The 18,658-nt window shown below is 63.9% G+C and carries 16 protein-coding genes; 8 read left to right on the top strand and 8 right to left on the bottom strand.

Going from position 1 to position 18,658, the window contains the following annotated elements; all coding sequences use genetic code 11:
- Positions 1-163: 163 nt before the first annotated feature.
- The 5 genes from BJP62_RS01185 (at position 164) to BJP62_RS01165 (ending at position 6,970) form a co-directional block, all read left to right on the top strand.
- Positions 164-646 (top strand): MarR family winged helix-turn-helix transcriptional regulator, encoded by a 483-nt coding sequence (locus BJP62_RS01185; protein ID WP_070525698.1) that lies wholly within the window; start codon positions 164-166, stop codon positions 644-646.
- A complete protein-coding gene (locus BJP62_RS01180) occupies positions 643-2,181 on the top strand; it encodes an MFS transporter (RefSeq protein WP_070525696.1) in 1,539 nt (512 codons plus the stop codon). Before BJP62_RS01185 ends, BJP62_RS01180 begins: the two co-directional genes overlap by 4 nt.
- Before the next feature lie 111 nt (positions 2,182-2,292).
- Positions 2,293-3,780 carry a lytic transglycosylase F gene (locus BJP62_RS01175; RefSeq protein ID WP_070525694.1) on the top strand — a complete coding sequence of 496 codons (1,488 nt, stop codon included), beginning with the start codon at positions 2,293-2,295 and terminating at the stop codon, positions 3,778-3,780.
- A gap of 65 nt (positions 3,781-3,845) precedes the next feature.
- Positions 3,846-4,706 (top strand): mechanosensitive ion channel family protein, encoded by an 861-nt coding sequence (locus BJP62_RS01170; RefSeq protein WP_083300624.1) that lies wholly within the window; start codon positions 3,846-3,848, stop codon positions 4,704-4,706.
- Between the two features lie 254 nt (positions 4,707-4,960).
- Entirely contained in the window at positions 4,961-6,970 is a 2,010-nt protein-coding gene (locus BJP62_RS01165; protein WP_083300623.1) for a DEAD/DEAH box helicase, read from the top strand.
- A gap of 336 nt (positions 6,971-7,306) precedes the next feature.
- On the opposite strand, the gene BJP62_RS01155 is transcribed toward BJP62_RS01165, so the two are convergent.
- The gene (locus tag BJP62_RS01155; protein ID WP_070532126.1) at positions 7,307-8,260 is read right to left on the bottom strand and encodes a TIGR01212 family radical SAM protein; all 954 of its coding nucleotides are present in this window, start codon (positions 8,258-8,260) and stop codon (positions 7,307-7,309) included.
- An 87-nt stretch (positions 8,261-8,347) separates the two neighbouring features.
- Positions 8,348-8,677 (bottom strand): YkgJ family cysteine cluster protein, encoded by a 330-nt coding sequence (locus BJP62_RS01150; RefSeq protein ID WP_070525691.1) that lies wholly within the window; start codon positions 8,675-8,677, stop codon positions 8,348-8,350.
- 86 nt (positions 8,678-8,763) lie between these two features.
- On the opposite strand from BJP62_RS01150, the gene BJP62_RS01145 reads away from it, so the two are divergent.
- Genes BJP62_RS01145 through BJP62_RS18585 form a run of 3 tightly spaced genes read left to right on the top strand, consistent with a single transcriptional unit; the run spans position 8,764 to position 10,611 of the window.
- Positions 8,764-9,276 (top strand): GNAT family N-acetyltransferase, encoded by a 513-nt coding sequence (locus tag BJP62_RS01145; protein ID WP_070525689.1) that lies wholly within the window; start codon positions 8,764-8,766, stop codon positions 9,274-9,276.
- Between the two features lie 35 nt (positions 9,277-9,311).
- Positions 9,312-10,499 carry a DUF2863 family protein gene (locus tag BJP62_RS01140; protein ID WP_145927056.1) on the top strand — a complete coding sequence of 396 codons (1,188 nt, stop codon included), beginning with the start codon at positions 9,312-9,314 and terminating at the stop codon, positions 10,497-10,499.
- On the top strand, positions 10,468-10,611 hold the full coding sequence (locus BJP62_RS18585; protein WP_168163770.1) for a hypothetical protein: 144 nt from the start codon (positions 10,468-10,470) through the stop codon (positions 10,609-10,611). The genes BJP62_RS01140 and BJP62_RS18585 overlap by 32 nt, the downstream gene beginning before the upstream one ends.
- 58 nt (positions 10,612-10,669) lie before the next feature.
- Here BJP62_RS18585 and BJP62_RS01135 read toward each other — a convergent pair whose 3' ends face one another.
- The 6 genes from BJP62_RS01135 to hemN all read right to left on the bottom strand — a co-directional run bounded on the left by BJP62_RS01135 (position 10,670) and on the right by hemN (position 18,514).
- Positions 10,670-11,131 carry a hypothetical protein gene (locus tag BJP62_RS01135; protein WP_145927055.1) on the bottom strand — a complete coding sequence of 154 codons (462 nt, stop codon included), beginning with the start codon at positions 11,129-11,131 and terminating at the stop codon, positions 10,670-10,672.
- Positions 11,132-11,384: 253 nt separating this feature from the next.
- Positions 11,385-12,926: a SpoVR family protein gene (locus tag BJP62_RS01130; RefSeq protein WP_236943640.1), complete on the bottom strand. Its 1,542-nt coding sequence runs from the start codon at positions 12,924-12,926 to the stop codon at positions 11,385-11,387.
- Positions 12,927-14,201 (bottom strand): YeaH/YhbH family protein, encoded by a 1,275-nt coding sequence (locus BJP62_RS01125; RefSeq protein WP_070525686.1) that lies wholly within the window; start codon positions 14,199-14,201, stop codon positions 12,927-12,929.
- A 126-nt stretch (positions 14,202-14,327) separates the two neighbouring features.
- Positions 14,328-16,250 carry a PrkA family serine protein kinase gene (locus BJP62_RS01120; protein ID WP_070525684.1) on the bottom strand — a complete coding sequence of 641 codons (1,923 nt, stop codon included), beginning with the start codon at positions 16,248-16,250 and terminating at the stop codon, positions 14,328-14,330.
- A 206-nt stretch (positions 16,251-16,456) separates the two neighbouring features.
- Positions 16,457-17,116, bottom strand: a complete 660-nt coding sequence (locus BJP62_RS01115; RefSeq protein ID WP_070525682.1) for a sulfite exporter TauE/SafE family protein — start codon at positions 17,114-17,116, stop codon at positions 16,457-16,459.
- Between the two features lie 12 nt (positions 17,117-17,128).
- A complete protein-coding gene (hemN, locus tag BJP62_RS01110) occupies positions 17,129-18,514 on the bottom strand; it encodes an oxygen-independent coproporphyrinogen III oxidase (protein WP_070525680.1) in 1,386 nt (461 codons plus the stop codon).
- Positions 18,515-18,658 lie beyond the last annotated feature (144 nt).

The following is an 18,658-nucleotide window of genomic DNA, read 5'->3' as shown; positions in this document are numbered from 1 at the left end:
CGCCCGGCGACGCCGGAGCACACGACCATCATCGAAGCAAACCCGGCAGGGTAGCAAACTGCCGGCAATGGTGAAACGGCGGTTTTCCACAATCATCACGGCAACGGCGCATCATTTTATTTCATATGATATATTTCAGTTAAGTACTAAATAAGGAGGGACCATGGAATTCGAAGCACGCATCGCGCGCATCTGCGCAGCCAACCCGGATGCGCCACGCGATGCGATCATCGCATCGCGCCGGCTGTTCCGTGCCGCCCACCTGCTCGAAAACCGGATCAACGCCGCGCTCGCGCCATTCGGACTCGACATGCGCGAGTACCTCGCACTGGCGCTGCTCGCGAGCAACGCCGACGAGCCGATGCGGCCGACCGAACTCAGCATTACGCTCGATGCCACGCGCACCCAGATCACCCGGCTGCTCGACGCGCTGGAAAAACGCGGGCTGCTCGAGCGCGCGCCTTCGGTCACCGACCGCCGTGGGCTTGAACTGAACATTACTGCAGCCGGCAGAGACCTGCAGAAAAGTGCCGTACCGGCGGTCCATGCTGCCTATGAAGCTTGCTGGGCGCTGGTGCCGTCCCCGTTGCAGCCGGGGTTGCTCTCCGCGCTCGGCAGCATCGACCGGGGGCTGTCGCAACCGTGAACCTGCGCCTGCACGCGCGCTACCGGGCCGGCAAGAAGCGGCTGCTGATGGCGCTGCTCGGCCTGATCACCGGGGTCGAGTTTCTCGAGAACGTGATGTTCGTCTTCGCCGCCAGCCACATCATGGGCGGCGTGGGCGCCGCGCCGCGCGAATTTGCGCAGGCGCAGGCCGCGTATGCAATCGGCAGCCTGCTGATGATCGTCAAGCAGCAGTGGTCGGCACGGCGCTTCGGCTACCGCCGCTACCTGTGCGGCGCACTGACGCTGTTCATCATCGGCACCGTCGGCTGCTCGCAATCGGCCAGCCTTGGCGAACTGACGCTGTTCCGCTTCGTCCAGGGCCTCGGCGGCGGTGCTTTCTTCACCAGCACGCGCGTGCTGATCCCGCTGATGTTCAAGGGGCAGGAACGTGCGCTGGCGGTCAAGTACTTCATGTACGGGATCTTCAGCGCGTCGAGCATCGCCCCGCTGCTGGCCGCCACCCTGGTCGACAGCGGCAGCTGGCATCTCGTGTTCTACGGTGCATTGCCACCGGCGCTGCTCGCGCTGTTCGGCGCATGGTGCCTGCTGCCCGACGCGGGAACGAGCCACGAGCGGGAACCGCTGGCCATCGGCGGCCTGCTGCTGTTCGGCGCGGCGGTGCTGTGCCTGCAGCTGATGCTCAGCGACACCCGCTACGACGTCTTCTCGCACCCGTACCGGCTCGCCCTGCTTGCCAGCGGCGGCACGGTGCTGCTGCTCGCCTTCCTGTTGCACCAGTGGCGCCATCCGCGGCCCATCCTGCACCTGCGCGCACTGGCCAGTCCGGTCTACCTGACCGGGCTCGGGCTGTATTTCCTCTATTACGCAATCAAGAATTTCAGCGGCTACCTGTTTCCGATCTACGCCGAACGGGGGCTCGGCATCCCGCTGATCGCGGTCGGCTGGCTCGACAGCTTTGCCGGCGTCGCCACCTTTGCCGCCGTGTATTTCTACATCCGCTTCAGCCGCAAGCTGCAGAACAAGAAACCGATGATGCTCGCCGGCACGCTGATCATGGCCGGCGTCTGCTGGTGGTATTCGCTGATGCCGCCCGGCGTCGATACCCACTGGCTGATGTACGGCCTCGCGCTGCAGGGGCTGTTCGCGGTGCTGGTCGTGCTGCCGGTTGCCGGGCTGACCTACAGCGAGCTCGGCGACGAGTATTTCGGCCACGGCTACCAGGGCAAGAACCTGATGCGCCAGCTGGCCACGTCGATCTCGAGCGCCTTTGCCGCCGTGCTGCTGCAGGACCGGCAATTCGAGGTACACAACGACCTCGCCGCAACCGTCCACGCGGGCAACCCGCAGCTCGACCAATGGCTTGCCGGCCTGAGCGCCAGCTTCGGCCGTCACGGTTACGACAGCGCACAAGCCACGGCCGCCGCGCACGGCGTGCTCGAACAGCTCATCGCGCAGCAGTCGCAGCTGCTGGCCTGCGAATCGCTGTACCGCTATCTGGCCGGCTTCACGCTCGTCACCGGTCTGGTCATCGCCGTCCAGCGCAGGCTGAGGTAGGCGCCGGACGTCCCCCCGGAAACCGGGCACCGGCCGACCATCGCCGCAACAGCGCCTATCCTGCAAGCATGACAGGGAGCAACCGGCCAGAACCTGCGCCGGGAGGTCAACATGCTCAACGCGCTCACCAGATGGCTCTGCATCGTCCTGATGGCCAGCACCGCCTGCACCATGGCGGCCCCGCCCGCCCCTACCCCTGCCATCGCATCCGCCGCCGGCCAGGCGCGCATCTACGGCGAGCTTCCCTACCAGAACCCGGCCTACACCGGCGATCTGGACGGCATGATCAAGCGCCGCCAGATCCGCGTACTGGTCACGTATTCGAAAACCAACTACTGGGTCGAGAACGGCCGGCAGCGCGGTGCCTCGTACGAGGCGCTCAAAGCTTACGAGGACGAACTCAACAAGCGGCTCAAGACCGGCAACGTCAAGGTCTTCGTCGTGTTCGTGCCGACGCGGCGCGACCAGATCATCCCGGCACTGCTCGCCGGCCGCGGCGATGTCGCCGCCGCCAGCCTGACGATCACGCCCGAGCGCCTCAAGCAGGTCGACTTCAGCGACCCGACCATCACCAACGTCAACGAGATCGTCATCACCGGCCCCGCCTCGCTCAAGATCGGCAAGCTCGAGGACCTGTCCGGCCAGCAGCTCTACGTCCGCAAGTCATCGAGCTACTGGACGCACCTGCAGCAACTGAACCAGCGCTTCATCAAGGAAAAGCGCCCGCCGATGAAGCTCGTTCCGGCCGCCGAGGAACTCGAGGACGAGGATCTGCTCGAGATGCTCAACAGCGGCCTGCTCAAGTTCGCCATCGTCGATGACTTCAAGGCCAGACTGTGGGCCAAGGTGCTGCCCAAACTGCAACTGCATCCGGACCTCGCGGTCAACCGCGACGGCCAGATCGCGCTGATGCTCCGCAAGCACAGCCCCAAGCTGAAAGACGACCTCAACACCTTCATCAAGACGCACGCGCGCGGCACGGCGTTCGGCAACACCATCTACAACCGCTACTTCGGCGAACAGAACTTCGTCCGGAACGCGCTGCAGACGACCGACCTGAGCCGTTTCGAGGCCACCAAGGCGATCTTCCAGCGTTACGGCAAGCAGTACCAGATGGACTACCTGCTGATGATGGCGCAGGGCTACCAGGAATCGCGGCTGGACCAGCAGGCCCGCAGCCACGTCGGCGCCATCGGCGTGATGCAGCTGATGCCGGCCACCGGCAAGGAAATGAAGGTCGGCGACGTGCGCCAGCTCGAGCCCAACATCCACGCCGGCGTGAAGTACATCCGCTTCATGATCGACCAGTACTACGCCAAGGAGGCGATGACGGCGGTCAACAGGGGCCTGTTCGCATTCGCCTCGTACAACGCCGGCGCCGGCCGGATCGCCCAGCTGCGCAAGGAGGCGCAAAAGCGCGGGCTCGACCCGAACAAGTGGTTCAACAATGTCGAGGTCGTCGCCGCCGAGAAGATCGGCCCGGAAACCGTCACCTACGTCAGCAACATCTTCAAGTACTACATCGCCTACACGCTGCTGATCAAGAGCGAACAGGAGCGCGAGGCGGCAAGGAAACGGATGGGGGCGCCGCAACGTTGATTCTTGCACATCGCCCGGGCCGGCAAGGCTGCTAGACTGGAGCGCTTCCCACTCGCCCCGTCCCCATGCTGATCGCCGACTGGCTTCCCTCCTTCATCGACCGCGCCTTCATCCGCGACGCGGCCGTATCGCTGATCTTCATCAGCGTGCTGCTGCTGGTGCGCGCACTGGTGCGCCGCGCCATCCTCAGCCGCCGGGACATGAGCGCCGAGCTCAAGCGCCGCTGGCTGGTCACGCTGCGCAATGTCGCGCTGGTGGTATTCGTGCTCGCGATGGCGCTGATCTGGGCCAACGAGATCGAAACACTGGCCGTTTCGCTCGTCGCCATCGCCGCCGCCATCGTGCTGGCGACCAAGGAAATGATCCTCTGCGGCATGGGCTCGATCTACCGGAGCAGCAGCAACGCCTTCAGCGTCGGCGACCGGATCGAGATCAGCGGCCTGCGCGGCCTTGTCATCGACACCAACCTGCTGTGCACGACACTGCACGAATCGAGCCAGGTCCAGACGCACAAGGGCACCGTCGGCCGGGCGGTGACGTTCCCGAACAGCCTGCTGCTGTCCCAGCCGCTGTTCAACGAAACCGCGCTGGGCCAGTACGTGATCCAGACCGTCCACGTGTCGATCGACCGGCAGACCGACTGGCAGCACGCCGAAACGCTGCTGCTCGCCAGCGCCAACGCCATCGTCGCCGACTACGCCGACGACCTGAAGCACCACGCGCGCCAGCTCGAGCGCAGCTATGCGGTCGAAACGCCGACACTCGAACCCCGGCTGCGCATGTCGCTCGAAGACCGCGAGGACATCTCGCTCCACCTGCAACTGCCGGCCCCGCTCGGCCAGCGCGCCACCATCGAGCAGCGCATCCTGCGCGAGCTGCTGACCGGGCTTTACGGCACCCCGGAAAAAACTGACGTGAAATCATAAACTTGTTGCCCTGCCCGGAATTATCTGGCATAGTTCGCAACAGATCGACGACCCGCGCTTGACGCGGGTTCGTTTTTTGCATTGCCCCTGACCTTTCATCCGGTTCCTTTGCGTTCGCGGTTCATTCTGGTTGGCGGCATGTTTTAACGCCGTGACCAGGCCAATGGACCCGAATCGCCTGCCCGCTCCTCAGCGGGCCTGGGTTTCGTCGTCTTGTCTGCCCAAGAACGGCTTCACCCTGCAAGGAAGTCGCAATGAATACCGAAAACAATACCCAGAACATCTCCGCCCTCGACAGCGTTGTCGAAGCGGCCATCGATGCGCCCGTTGCCGCCGCCGCAACCGAAACGACCGAAACCAACTCCTTTGAAGCTCTCGGCCTGTCGATCGACATCGTCCGCGATCTGGCCAGCAACGGCCTGACCACGCCGACCGCGATCCAGGCGCAAGCCATTCCGCAAATCCTCGCCGGCAACGACCTGCTCGCTTCGGCGCAGACCGGCACCGGCAAGACCGCAGCCTTCCTGCTGCCGGCGATCCACATGCTGGGCATGGCGCCGAAGCACCACAGCCGCGGCCCGCGCGTGCTGGTGCTGACCCCGACCCGCGAACTGGCCGAACAGGTTGCCAAGGTGGCAACCCAATTCACCCGCCGCATTCCACGCTGCAAGGTCGTCAGCATCGTTGGCGGCACGCCGTACCCGGTGCAGCACAAGCAACTGTCGCAGCCGGTTGAAGTCGTCGTCGCCACCCCGGGCCGCCTGATGGACCTGATGAACAGCGGCCGCATCGACTTCCGCCGCCTCGAACTGCTGGTGCTCGACGAAGCCGACCGCATGCTCGACATGGGCTTCATCGACGACATCGAAACCATCGTGTCGCAACTGCCGGCCGAGCGCCAGACCGCCCTGTTCTCGGCCACGCTGTCGGAAACCGTCCAGCGCTTTGCCGCACCGATGATGAAGGATCCGGTCCGCGTCGAACTCGCACCGACAGGCAGCCCGACCGCCAACATCACTCAGGCCATCCACTACGCCGACGGCTACGAGCACAAGATCAAGCTGACCGCCGCACTGATCAACGGCGCGCCGAACACCCAGAGCATCGTCTTCACCGCGACCAAGGTCGACGCCGACAGCGTGGCCGATGCGCTGCGCATGGACAGCATCCGCGCCGACGCACTGCACGGCGACCTGCCGCAACGCATGCGCCGCAAGGTCCTCGACAAGCTGCGCCGCGGTGAGATCGACGTCATCGTCGCCACCGATGTCGCCGCCCGCGGCATCGACGTCGCCGGCATCGGCCTGGTGCTGAACTTCGACCTGCCGAAGTTCGCCGAAGACTATGTGCACCGGATCGGCCGTACCGGCCGTGCCGGTCGCGAAGGCCGCGCCGTGTCGCTGGTTGGCAAGAACGATTTCCACCTGCTGACCAAGATCCGTCGCCGCTACGAAATCGAAGTCGAAACGATGGCCGTCGAAGGCCTCGAAGCCAACTTCAACCCGGCCAACCGCGCACCGCGTGGCGAAGGTCGTGGTCGCCCGCAAGGCGGCCGCGGTTTCGGCGGCCGTGATGGCGGCAATTTCCGCCGCGAAGGCGGCTACGGCCAGCGCGACCGCAGCTTCAGCAGCGATCGTGGCGAACGCAGCTACGCCGACCGCGCGCCGCGCGAAGATCGTCCGTCGTTCGGCGACGCCCCGCACCAGGAGCGCAGCTTCGGCGGCGAACGCAGCTTCAGCAAGCCGCAAGGCGAGCGCAGCTACGGCGACCGCAACGACCGCGCGCCGCGTCGTGATTTCGGCGGTGCACCGCAAGAACGCCGCAGCTATGGCGACCGTCAGGACCGCGCACCGCGTGGCGAATTCGGCGCACCGCAAGAGCGCCGCAGCTATGGCGATCGTCAGGACCGCGCACCGCGCGGCGAGTTCGGCGCACCGCAGGAACGCCGCAGCTATGGCGACCGTCAGGACCGCGCACCGCGTGGCGAATTCGGCGTACCGCAAGAGCGCCGCAGCTATGGCGACCGTCAGGACCGCGCACCGCGTGGCGAATTCGGCGCACCGCAAGAGCGCCGCAGCTATGGCGATCGTCAGGACCGCGCACCGCGCGGCGAGTTCGGCGCACCGCAGGAACGCCGCAACTACGGCGACCGCAGCGAGCGCCAGTTCAGCGACCGCGGCTTCGGCGGCGACAAGCCGGCCGGCAAGCCGCGTGGCGAGCGCCCGGCAGGCAAGTCGTTCGACCGCCCGCGTCGCCCGGAGTAATTCGAACGCAACCAGCAAGAGCCCGGCAATGCCGGGCTTTTTGCTGTCCGGCGCTCATCGCAGCCGGGTGATCGCCGGGCTCATGGACATCGGCTCCTCCCCGGCGGACGCAGGCCGGGCACCCGTCGCGCCAGAACGGATGAGCCGCGCAGGCCGCGGCCGCTCGAGCGCCGGCGTGAGGCCGGGACTCAACCCGGATGAGGCATCCGTGGGCGACGTCCACCACCGGACCACGTAAACCGGCGCATTGCCGCCAAGCGCCTCGGTGCCGGCCACAACGGTTCGTCAACGGCACACGGGCTGACTAGCACCACGCAGGCACTGCGGCGCATGCCGCTACGGTGCGTACAGGCGCCCCTGCCAGGTCTGGCGTTCGGCCAGCCTGGCGGCGACACGCTGTTGCAGCGCGGCCAGCGGCACGGTGTCCGCGGGTGCCAGCCGCAGCCGCTCGGGTACCTCGCTGCCGACGCGCTGGATGGCGATTGCCGGCGACAGCCGCTCGAGAAAATCGACCACCAGCTCGACATACTCATCCGGCGTGAACAGTGGCACCGCGCCGGGATTGCGGCGCCAGTCCCGCGCCAGCGCGGTGCCGCGGATGAGCTGCAGCTGGTGCATCTTCAACGACGCCAGCGGCAGCCGGGACAGCGTCGCCGCCGCTTCGAGCTGCGAGGTCCGCGACTCGCCGGGCAGGCCGAACAGCAGGTGACCGCTGACCGGCAAGCCGCGCTCGGCAAGGCGCCGGATCGCGTCGACGCTGGCGGCAACATCGTGACCGCGGTTGACACGCTGCAGCGCCGCATCGTCGCACGACTCGATGCCGATCTCGACCTCGACCGGCGCGCGTTGCGCCAGCCCGGCCAGATAGTCGAGCAAGGGTTCCGGCAGGCAGTCAGGCCGCGTACCGATCACCAGGCCGCCGATGTCGGGGTGGGCCAGCGCCGCCTCATACTGCGACTTGAGCGTTTCAAGCTCGCCATAGGTATTCGTATATGCCTGGAAGTAGGCGAAGAAATGGCGCGTCTTCGGGTAGCGCCGGCGCAGACGCCCCACGCCCTCGTCGAGCTGCGCCTGCAGATCGAGCGGCCGGTGCAGGTAGGCCGGGGTGAATCCGGCATTGTTGCAGAAGGTGCAGCCGCGCCGGCCGAGCGAGCCGTCGCGGTTCGGGCAGGTGAAGCCGGCGTTCAGCGATACCTTCTGCACCCGGCCGCCATGGCGCTGCGCAAGCTGGTCGTGATAGCGGAAGTAACGATGCGCACCGAAATGCGCGGGGATCGGGTTCTGGCTCATCGCGGGAGCATAGCCGGCGGCGGCGGCGACCGCCTTGACCCACGGCAATCACCGGTCAAACCGCACCGCACACGGATCAGACCGGCCTTACCCGAGCAGCAGCGCCGGCAGTCCATGCCGGGCCCGCGCCCGGTTGCATGCCTCGGAGAAAACGCCGACATCCGCCAGCGGTGCAAAATCGCGGCACGGATTCGGCCGCTCGCGATAGAGACCGCAATGCACGGCAACGCCGATCTCGCCGACCAGGGCCACGCAGCGCGGCCGCGCGTAGTCGGTGCCGCGCAAGCGGTAGAGCTCGCTCGTTTCGGCGTCGGCCAGCGCATCCGGCACGCAGCCGCCTTCGCTTTCGAGTTCGGAGCGGTGAAAGGTCACGCGGAACGCGGCACAGCACGCACCGCAGGAAAGACAGGGATTCATTGCGGCCGGACAAAATCGGCAGTTTAACGCGTTGCCGCCGCAGCCCCCAGCCGCTAACCTCGACGCACTGCAAAAACGCCAGCCCGATGAAACCCGACCTCGCACTCCGCCCCATCCGGCCCGATACGCTCGAGCACGTACTCGCCATTCAGGCCGCCTGCTACCCGGCCGGCTACCTTGAAAGCCGCGACGTCTTCGCCCGCAAGCTGAATCTGTCGCCGGATTCGCACTGGCTGGCCTGGCGAGGCAGCCAGCCGCTCGGCTATTTTTTCACCCACGCCTGGCGCGGCGAGACACCGCCCCCGCTCGCAGCCGAGCTCGCCGTGCTGCCGGCGGCGCCCGATTGCCACTTCCTTCACGACCTGGCCCTCCTGCCGTCTGCGCGCGGCACCGGCGTCGCCCAGGCGCTGATCGGCGCGGCACTGGCCTGGGGAAAGCGCACCGGACTGCACCGGACACTGCTGGTCGCGGTGCAGGGTTCGGCGCCGTTCTGGTCCCGGCACGGCTTTGCGCCGCTCGGCCCCGCCGACGGCTACGGCGACGGCGCGCTGCGCATGATCCGGCACGACGGTGTGCTGCCCGCCGGCCGAATCCGCTAAAATAAACGATTGGAATCGAGATGGAGTCTCAGGGCATGTTGAAGCGTTACCGCCCCTCACGCCGGGGTCGCACCCCGGCCGATGCCGCCGATCTGCTGCGCCTGGCCGACGGCCTGGCCCACGCGACCAGCCGCCTCGAAGACGTGTTCTGGGAGAAGCAACTGGCAGAACGCCTGCAGCGCCTGATTGCCGATGGCGAAGAAGATGCGCTGAATCAGGCGCTCGATGCCGCCAGCGAGTCCGAGGCCGGTGAAACGTACAACGTGCTCGCCGATGCGATCGAGGCCGCTTGCGAGATCCAGCAGATCGAACGCGACGGCGTCAGCTGGGACGTGCTGCTGTTTGCCGCCCCGGCACTGGCCTGGTCGCGCTGGCAGATCGGCGGCGGCCACCTGCCCGATGCCCAGCTGCAGAACCTGCGCGTCCAGCTCGGTGCACATGTCTTCTCGCGGATCGCCAAGATTGCGCTCACCGACTACCTGTTCAGCCCGGACCAGTTGCCGCGCGGCTACATCCCCACCGCCGAGCTGACCCAGGCACTCGGCGATGCGGCATTCAGCCGCGAGACACTCAGGCTCGACGCCGACCAACTACCGGAAACCCGGCAGTTCCTCTCCGACACCCGCTATCTGCTCGGCGCCGTCGTCGTGCCCAGCGGCGCAGCGGTGTTCCGCTGGCAGGAGGAAGACGGCAACCGCGACGAAGCGCTGAAGCAATGGCGGCAGCAAGGCGGCGCCGCCCTGCAGCCGGTGCTGGCCGGCGCCGCGTACGAGCTGCTGCTGCCCGGCGCCTATCATGCCGCCTGGCGTGACGCCGACCGGGCATCACGCGCCTACTCGCTGCGTGCAACCGTCGCCTACCTCGTGCTGACGCTCAATCTGGAACCCAAGCATTTTCAGGCCAGCATTGCGCCGTTCGCCGGCCGCGAACTCGAGGAATACCGTGTCGGCTTCTGCAAGCTCGGCGACGACCAGGTGCTCCACGGTATCATCTGGCCCCTGCTCGATGGCGAGGACGAGACCAGCGATTGCGCCGGCGAGATCGAGCAGCTGCTGGTCGAGATCGGCATCGGCGACGTCCGCATCCACGAGCGCGACTTTCCGCTCGACTACTGCGACGACTGCGGCACGCCGCTCTACCCGAACGCCGATGGCGAGCTGCTGCACCCGGAAATCCCCGAGGAGACCGACCATGGCGACGCCGCGCCGCGGCAACTGCACTAGCAGACACCTGATCGCGGTGCTGATGTTGCTGGCACTGGCCGGCTGCGCCAGTGTCGATCGGGAAACCAGCGTGTCCGGCCATATCGACGTAGGCGTCGGCATTCAACGCTGAATGCAAAAAGGCGCATCTTCGGATGCGCCTTTTTCATGTCGCCAAACAACGACAGGGTTCAGGCTTCCGCCACCGGCCGTCCCGGCGAAAGGTAGGCCAGCACCACCCTGACCCGCTGCGGACCCAGCACGACCGACGCAACCTGCGCAAGCAGCGAACGCTGATCTTGCGGCGCGCACGCCTCGCTGGCGGCCTTCACCCAGCATTCGCAACCGTGGATCGATGCATCGGGCGCCACCGTCACGGTGTTCGGGCCGATCTTGCACCAGCCGGCACGCGCTTCGGTCTGGATATGATCGACATCGAACGTGTTGGACGTCGTCGAGCCCGCGGCAATGCGGTAGAAGTCATGCTCGCCATCCCAGGCGCTGACGGCCACCGCGCTCTGGTTGATGACCCGGCCATTGAATGGCCAGGACGTGTACATCGCATTGGCGCCGCCGGCAGCCATCAGGCAGACCAAGGCAAGCATCGACATCATTCTTTTCATGGGTTTGGCTATTAAAAGTGCAGTCAGCATTCATAAAAGCACGATCCATGCCAAGCATTAATATCGTTATATATCAAACGGATGGGCATCAAGAAAGGCGAAGCAACTCCCTGTCGCCCATCAAACAGTGCGATTTTGTCGCTCTTGGGCGACAAACAGCGCTTTCCACCACGAGAACAACGCGTGACGGACCGGCATCAGGTCGCCATTTCACGACAGCCGCCCGAACGCACCATTCGAGATCGCAGGTCAGCCCGATCCCGATGCCCCGCATCACCGGCGACTATTGCCCGTGCCGCTTTTCGAGCTTGCATTCATAACTGAGCACGACCTTGCCGGTTTCGTCGACGCTGTCGAGCTTGACCGAGAACCCCCAGAGCCGGGCGATATGCTTGAGCACTTCGTGGACGCTGTTGCCCAGCGGACGCCGCTGGAACTGGTAGTGCCTCAAGGTCAGCGACCGGTCTCCGCGGGTATTGACGTCGAACACCTGGATATCCGGCTCCCGGCTGGACAGATTGTATTGCTCGGCCAGCGCCCGGCGGATATAGCGGTAGCCCTCGTCGTCATGGATCGCCGAGACGCGCAGCCTGGCCTGATAGTCGTCGTCCAGCACCGAAAACAGCCGGAAATCGCGGATCAGCTTCGGCGACAGATACTGGGCGATGAAGCTCTCGTCCTTGAAGTTGCGCATGGCGAAATCGAGTGCCTGCCGCCAGTCGCTGCCGGCGAGTTCGGGGAACCAGTAACGATCCTCGTCGGTCGGTTCGATGCACATCCGCTGGATATCGCGGTAGATCGCAAAACCCAGCGCATAGGGGTTGATGCCGTTGAAGTACGGGCTGTCGATTCCGGGCTGCAGCACCACGTTCGTATGGCTGTGCAGAAACTCCATGATCGCCGCATCGGTGATCAAGCCCTCGTCGTAAAGCCGGTTCATCAGCGTGTAGTGCCAGAACGTCGCCCAACCCTCGTTCATCACCTGCGTCTGGCGCTGCGGGTAGAAGTACTGCGCAATCTTGCGGATGATGCGCACGACCTCCCGCTGCCAGGGTTCAAGCAATGGCGCGTACTTTTCAAAGAAGTACAGCAGGTTTTCCTGCGGCTCTTCGGGGAAGCGTCGTGGCGATTCGACCCGTTCGATCTCCGGTCGCTGCGGCATGGTGCGCCACAGGTCGTTGACCTGGCTCTGCAGATACGCCTCACGCTCGCTTTGCCTGACCAGCTCTTTTTCGAGCGACAGCTTTTGCGGCCGCTTGTAGCGGTCGACACCGTAATTCATCAGCGCGTGGCACGAGTCGAGCAACTCCTCGACCCGCTCCTCGCCGTATTTTTCCTCGCACTCGGTGATGAATTTCTTGGCGAACACGAGGTAGTCGATGATCGCCGACGCATCGGTCCAGGTCCGGAACAGGTAATTGCCCTTGAAAAACGAGTTATGGCCAAAGCTGGCGTGTGCAATGACCAGCGCCTGCATGGTCATCGTGTTCTCTTCCATCAGGTAGGCAATGCACGGGTTCGAATTGATGACGATCTCGTACGCCAGGCCCATTGCGCCGCGCTGGTAGTTCTTCTGCGTCGAGAGGAAATGCTTGCCGAAGCTCCAGTGGTTGTACATCACCGGCATGCCGACCGATGCGTAGGCGTCCATCATCTGCTCGGCCGAGATGACTTCGAGCTGGTTCGGATAGGTGTCCAGCCCAAATTCGGCGGCAATCCGGGCGATTTCGTCGTAGTAGCGATTGATCAGCTCGAAACTCCACTCCGAGCCGGAAGAAATCGGCCCCATCCTGGTCTTGCGGCGCGTTTTGGTGGCGGTACTCATTCAACCTCCCGCATGCACGGCTGTTTTCTTGAACAGGTCGTGGAAAACCGGCCAGATTTCGGCGGCGGTCTTGATGCGCCGCATCGCAAACTGCGCGTGTCGTTGCGCGACCATCTCGTATTCGAACCACAGGTTCTGCGGCTCGCCTTCGGTGATCTCGACGTAAGCGTAGTACTGAACCAGCGGGATCAGCTCCTCGTCGAGAATGCTCCGGCATTGCGGCGAGTCCGAATCCCAGTTGTCACCGTCCGAGGCCTGGGCGACATAGATGTTCCAGTCGACCGAGCTGTAACGCTGCTCGATGGTTTTCTTGACGAGCTTGAGCGCCGACGACACCACCGTGCCGCCGGTATCGCGCGCATGGAAAAACTCGTCCTCGTTGACCTCGAACGCCTGGGTATGGTGACGGATGAACACCACCTCGATGCGTTCATACACCCGGATCAGGAACAGATAAAGCAGGATGAAAAAGCGCTTGGCGATATCCTTCTTGTATTCGTCCATCGAGCCGGACACGTCCATCACGCAGAACATCACTGCCTGCGTCGTCGGACTGGGAACGCGGATGCGGTTGGTATACCGCAGGTCGAACGGGTCGATGAACGGAATGTTCATCAGCCGGGTCTTCAGCAGCCGTATCTGCGATTGCAGTACGTGCACCTCCGGCGAATGCTCGTCCTGGCTTTCAAGCAGTTCGTCCAGCCGTTCCTGCGCCGCGTTGAGATCGTCGAGCGGCGTTGCCGACAAGGCAATGCGCCGCCCCAGGGCCGATCTCAGACTGCGCAGCACGTGTATGTTCGTCGGCGTGCCGTCGCTGGTGAAGCCGGCGCGGACGGGCTTGAGCACCACGGTTTGCTGCAGCTGGGTTTTGACGAGATTGGGCAGTTCGAGGTCGTCAAAGAAGAAATTGAGGAACTCCTCCCTGGTCAGCTCGAAAACGAAGTCATCCTCGCCGTCGCCGCCCTGACCCGCACCGCCCTGCCCGCCGCTGGCACCGCCTTCCGGCCGTTCGATCTCGTCGCCCTTTACATACTCGCGGTTGCCGGGGAACACACGTTCCCACACCCCGCCGTGCGCATGGCCCAGCGTCGGCTCGCTGGTATCGTGGACCGGGATCGACACCCGTTCGCCGTGTTCGATGTCGGTGATCGAACGGTCCTTCACCGCCTTCGCCACGGCGCCCTTGATCTGTGACTTGAAGCGCCGCAGAAACCGGTCCCGGTTCACCGCAGACTTGTTCTTGCCGTTCAAACGTCGGTCAATCAGCTGGAACATGGCTATCCCCAGTGAGGCGCGAGGGTGAGGCAAAGGTGTCTGGCGGGTAGCCGGTGCAACCGCACCGGCAACGCCGGGTCATCCCGGTGTTCATGGCCCTACACCTCACGTCCTACCCGCACTGGTTCACGATGACTTCCTGACGCGCAGATACCACTCGCACAGCAACCGTACCTGCTTGGGCGTATACCCCTTGGTCACCATCCGGTTGACGAAATCCTCATGCTTGCGGTGCTCTTCGGCGCTGGCCTTGGCATTGAACGAAATCACCGGCAGCAGCTCCTCGGTATTGCTGAACATCTTCTTCTCGATCACCGTCCTGAGCTTCTCGTAACTTGTCCACGCCGGATTCTTGCCCGCATTGCTCGCGCGTGCGCGCAGCACGAAATTGACGATTTCGTTGCGGAAATCCTTCGGGTTGGAAATCCCGGCCGGCTTCTCTATTTTTTCGAGCTCGTTGTTGAGGGAATTGCGATCGAACGACTCCCCGGTATCCGGATCGCGGTATTCCTGATCCTGGATCCAGTAATCGGCGAAAGTCACGTAGCGGTCGAAGATGTTTTGCCCGTATTCGGAGTAGCTTTCCAGATACGCGGTCTGGATTTCCTTGCCGATGAACTCGACATATTTCGGCGCCAGGTACTCCTTGATATAGGAAATGTATTTCTGCTCGATTTCCTGCGCAAACTGCTCGCGCTCGATCTGCTGTTCGAGCACGTACAGCAAGTGCACCGGATTGGCTGCGACTTCCTGATGGTCGAAGTTGAACACCTTGGACAGTATCTTGAATGCGAACCGTGTCGACAGCCCGCTCATGCCCTCGTCGACGCCGGCAAAGTCGCGGTACTCCTGGATCGACTTGGCTTTCGGGTCGATGTCCTTCAGGTTCTCGCCGTCGTAGACGAGCATTTTCGAAAAACTGCTCGAGTTTTCCGGCTCCTTCAGCCGCGACAGCACCGAGAATTGCGCCATCATCTTCAGCGTGCCCGGCGCGCATGCCGCATGCGCCAGCGAGGAATTGCGCAGCAGCTTGTCGTAGATCTGCGTTTCTTCGGTCACGCGCAGGCAGTACGGCACCTTGACGATATAAATCCGGTCGAGGAAGGCCTCGTTGTTGCGGTTGTTCTTGAACTGCTTCCATTCCGACTCGTTCGAGTGCGCAAGAATGATGCCTTCGAACGGAATGGCGCCGAATCCCTCGGTGCCCTTGAAATTGCCTTCCTGCGTTGCCGTCAGCAGCGGGTGCAGCACCTTGATCGGCGCCTTGAACATTTCGACGAACTCGAGCAAGCCCTGATTCGCGAGGCACAGCCCACCCGAATAGCTGTATGCATCCGGATCGTCCTGCGCGTATTTCTCGAGCTTGCGGATATCGACCTTGCCGACCAGCGACGAGATATCCTGATTGTTCTCGTCACCCGGTTCGGTTTTGGCAATGGCGACCTGCTTGAGCACCGACGGATAACGCTTGACCACGCGGAACTGGTTGATGTCGCCGTTGAATTCATGCAGGCGCTTGACCGCCCACGGGCTGGGAATCGCCTTGATATAGCGCCGCGGAATGCCGTATTCCTCTTCGAGGATCTGTCCGTCCTCGTCACTGCTGAACAGGCCCAGCGGCGATTCATGCAGCGGGCTGCCCTTGATCGCGTAGAACGGGACCTTTTCCATCAGCTCCTTGAGCTTTTCGGCAATCGAACTCTTGCCGCCCCCGACCGGCCCCAGCAGATAGAGGATCTGCTTCTTTTCCTCCAGCCCCTGCGCTGCGTGGCGGAAATAGGCCACGACCTGTTCGATGACCTCCTCCATGCCGTAAAACTCGCGGAACGCCGGGTAGAGCCGGATCACCTTGTTCTGAAAGGTGCGCGAGCGGCGGGGATCGAGCCGGGTGTCGACCATCTCGGGCTCACCGATGGCCATCAACATCCGCTCGGATGCGGTCGCGTAGGCGGATTTGTCCTGCTTGCACAGCTCGAGGTAGTCCCGCAGGCTGAGTTCCTCCTCGCGGGTCCGCTCGTAGCGAGACGAGAAGTTGTCGAACACGTCCATGACACACCTCCGTGGGTGGGTTTCGGAATGGCCCTGGAAGTACACTGCTTGGCGGGTCGGGCTTGATTCCGTTATAGACGCCACCCTCCGTTTCGCCGCGGAGTGTGCTTGTTCCTGCTGCTGCGAGGACAAGAAAAACCGATTTAAATTCCCTAAAAATCAGTCACTTGAACAAATAAAAAACGTGCGGCGCGCCAATGTAACAGTTAGCGCAACAGCGACGAGAGCTGCCACAGCCCCCAGGCGACGAAGGCCGTGCCGATCACGTTGCGGACGAGCGGATGACGCAGCGCCCGGAGCAGCGATTGCGCCACCGAGCCGATCAGCAGCAGGTTTGGCAGGGTGCCCAGACCGAAGGCCAGCATCGCCAGTGCACCCTTGAGCGGCGACGCGCTGGCCAGCGCCGAAATGCTCGCCGTATAGACCAGGCCGCAAGGCAGCCAGCCCCATAGCAGCCCGACCCATAACGTTTGTGGCCAGCGACGGATAGGCAGCGCCTTTCTGAGTACGGGCTGAAGATGCCGCCACACCGGCACGCCCAGCTGCTCGACCCGGGTCAGCCAGCGCGCCCAGCCGGCCAGATAGGCCCCGAGCGCGATCAGCAGCAGTTGCGCCAGCACGAACAGCCCGGTCTTCAACGCCTGCAATTGCAGCAATACACTGAACGAGCCCAGCGCGCCAAGCAAGGCGCCGATCAGGACATAGCCGGCGATCCGGCCCGCATTGAATCCCAGGTGATACGGCCAGCGGGCGCCGGCGGGCAGTTGCAGGCTGAACGCGGTCACCACGCCGCTGCACATGCCCAGACAATGGCCACCACCGAGCAGGCCGGCCAGAAACAGCGCCAGCAGGTTGTATTCGGCCATTGCACTCCGGTATCAGATCAGTTTGGAATAGCGCGCCGCCGTCTCCGTGGTTCTCAGGTAGCGGTCGAAGACCATCGCGACCGAACGCACCAGCAGGCGCCCCTTGGCGGTGACCGCAATCCGCTGCGCGTCGATGGTCACCAGTCCGTCGGCCTGCAATGCGGCGAGCGAGCGCAATTCTTCCGCAAAGTAGTCGGTGAAATCAATCAGGTAGGCGATTTCCACCGGCTGGTACATCACCTCGAACTGACACATCAACGACTGGATCACCGCGCGGCGCAGCAGATCGTCGTGCCTGAGCGTGATGCCGCGCTCGACCGGCAGCGTCGCGGCATCGAGCGCCGCATAGTAGTCGTCGATGGTCTTGCGGTTCTGCACATAGGCCGGCCCGACCTTGCCGATTGCCGACACGCCGAACGCCATCAGGTCGCAGTCGGCATGGGTCGAGTAACCCTGGAAGTTGCGATGCAGCCGGCCATGGTCCTGCGCCTTCGCCAGTTCATCGTCGGGCAGAGCGAAATGATCCATGCCGATGTAGCGGTAGCCGGCAGCGAGCAGCTGGTCGATGCTCGCCTGCAGGATGTCGAGCTTGGCCTCGGCCGAGGGCAGGTCGGCGTCGTTGATCCGCCGTTGCGGCATGAAGCGCTCGGGCAGGTGCGCGTAGTTATACAGCGCGATGCGCTCGGGCCGGATCGCGATCACCCGCTCCAGCGTCCGGTGAACACGCTCGGGGGTTTGCAACGGCAAGCCATAGATCAGGTCGAGATTGATCGATCTGAAGCCTGCCGCGCGCGCGGTATCGATCAGCGCCCGCGTCTCGGCCTCGCTCTGCACGCGGTTCACCGCCCGCTGCACGTCGTCGTCGAAATCCTGCACGCCGACACTCATCCGGTTGAGCCCGAGCCGCGCCAGCAGCCGCACCGTCTCGGCCGACACCTTGCGCGGATCGATCTCGATCGAAAACTCGCCCTGCGGGTCCAGCTCGAAGCGCCGGTGGATCGCCGTCAGCAGCCGTTCGAGCTGGGTATCGGACAGAAAGGTCGGCGTGCCGCCGCCGAAGTGCAGTTGCCTGACCTTCGGCCTGAAGGCCAGCGCCGCGCACTGCAGATCCATTTCACGCTCGAGGTAATCGATGTACCGCTCGGCGCGGCGCCTGTCCTTGGTGATGATCTTGTTACAGGCGCAGTAGTAGCAGATGGTGTCGCAGAACGGGATATGAAAATAAAGCGATAGCGGGTGACGCGTCGTTCCCGCTTGCTGCTGCACCAGTCGTTCGAGATAATCGTCGGCGGTCATCTCCCCGAAACGGTCTGCCGTCGGGTACGAGGTATAGCGCGGCCCCTTGCCGTCGTGTCGCCGGATCAGGGCGCGGTCGAATTCGATCAGTTGCTGATTCATTGTGGTCGCCAGGTGGTATTTTGCTTGGTTGTGCTCTAAGGCGAGCTTGCCGATAATCAACGCATGCAATCTTGACGGCGATCAAAGCCCGTTTACCCGGACACCGGTAATCGGTCAGACCGTTTTATTGCCCCTTCACCTGTA

The sequence above is a fragment of the Jeongeupia sp. USM3 genome, assembly GCF_001808185.1.
Lineage (GTDB): Bacteria > Pseudomonadota > Gammaproteobacteria > Burkholderiales > Chitinibacteraceae > Jeongeupia.
Note: the sequence above shows the minus strand (reverse complement) of the source record. Positions and strands in the feature narration are given on the sequence as shown.

Coding starts and splice junctions, on each gene's coding strand:
- BJP62_RS01185 (WP_070525698.1), top strand. CDS start 164: ATGGAATTCGAAGCACGCATCGCGCGCATCTGCGCAGCCAACCCGGAT.
- BJP62_RS01175 (WP_070525694.1), top strand. CDS start 2,293: ATGCTCAACGCGCTCACCAGATGGCTCTGCATCGTCCTGATGGCCAGC.
- BJP62_RS01170 (WP_083300624.1), top strand. CDS start 3,846: ATGCTGATCGCCGACTGGCTTCCCTCCTTCATCGACCGCGCCTTCATC.
- BJP62_RS01165 (WP_083300623.1), top strand. CDS start 4,961: ATGAATACCGAAAACAATACCCAGAACATCTCCGCCCTCGACAGCGTT.
- BJP62_RS01155 (WP_070532126.1), bottom strand. CDS start 8,260: ATGAGCCAGAACCCGATCCCCGCGCATTTCGGTGCGCATCGTTACTTC.
- BJP62_RS01150 (WP_070525691.1), bottom strand. CDS start 8,677: ATGAATCCCTGTCTTTCCTGCGGTGCGTGCTGTGCCGCGTTCCGCGTG.
- BJP62_RS01145 (WP_070525689.1), top strand. CDS start 8,764: ATGAAACCCGACCTCGCACTCCGCCCCATCCGGCCCGATACGCTCGAG.
- BJP62_RS01140 (WP_145927056.1), top strand. CDS start 9,312: ATGTTGAAGCGTTACCGCCCCTCACGCCGGGGTCGCACCCCGGCCGAT.
- BJP62_RS18585 (WP_168163770.1), top strand. CDS start 10,468: ATGGCGACGCCGCGCCGCGGCAACTGCACTAGCAGACACCTGATCGCG.
- BJP62_RS01135 (WP_145927055.1), bottom strand. CDS start 11,131: ATGCTGACTGCACTTTTAATAGCCAAACCCATGAAAAGAATGATGTCG.
- BJP62_RS01130 (WP_236943640.1), bottom strand. CDS start 12,926: ATGAGTACCGCCACCAAAACGCGCCGCAAGACCAGGATGGGGCCGATT.
- BJP62_RS01125 (WP_070525686.1), bottom strand. CDS start 14,201: ATGTTCCAGCTGATTGACCGACGTTTGAACGGCAAGAACAAGTCTGCG.
- BJP62_RS01120 (WP_070525684.1), bottom strand. CDS start 16,250: ATGGACGTGTTCGACAACTTCTCGTCTCGCTACGAGCGGACCCGCGAG.
- BJP62_RS01115 (WP_070525682.1), bottom strand. CDS start 17,116: ATGGCCGAATACAACCTGCTGGCGCTGTTTCTGGCCGGCCTGCTCGGT.
- hemN (WP_070525680.1), bottom strand. CDS start 18,514: ATGAATCAGCAACTGATCGAATTCGACCGCGCCCTGATCCGGCGACAC.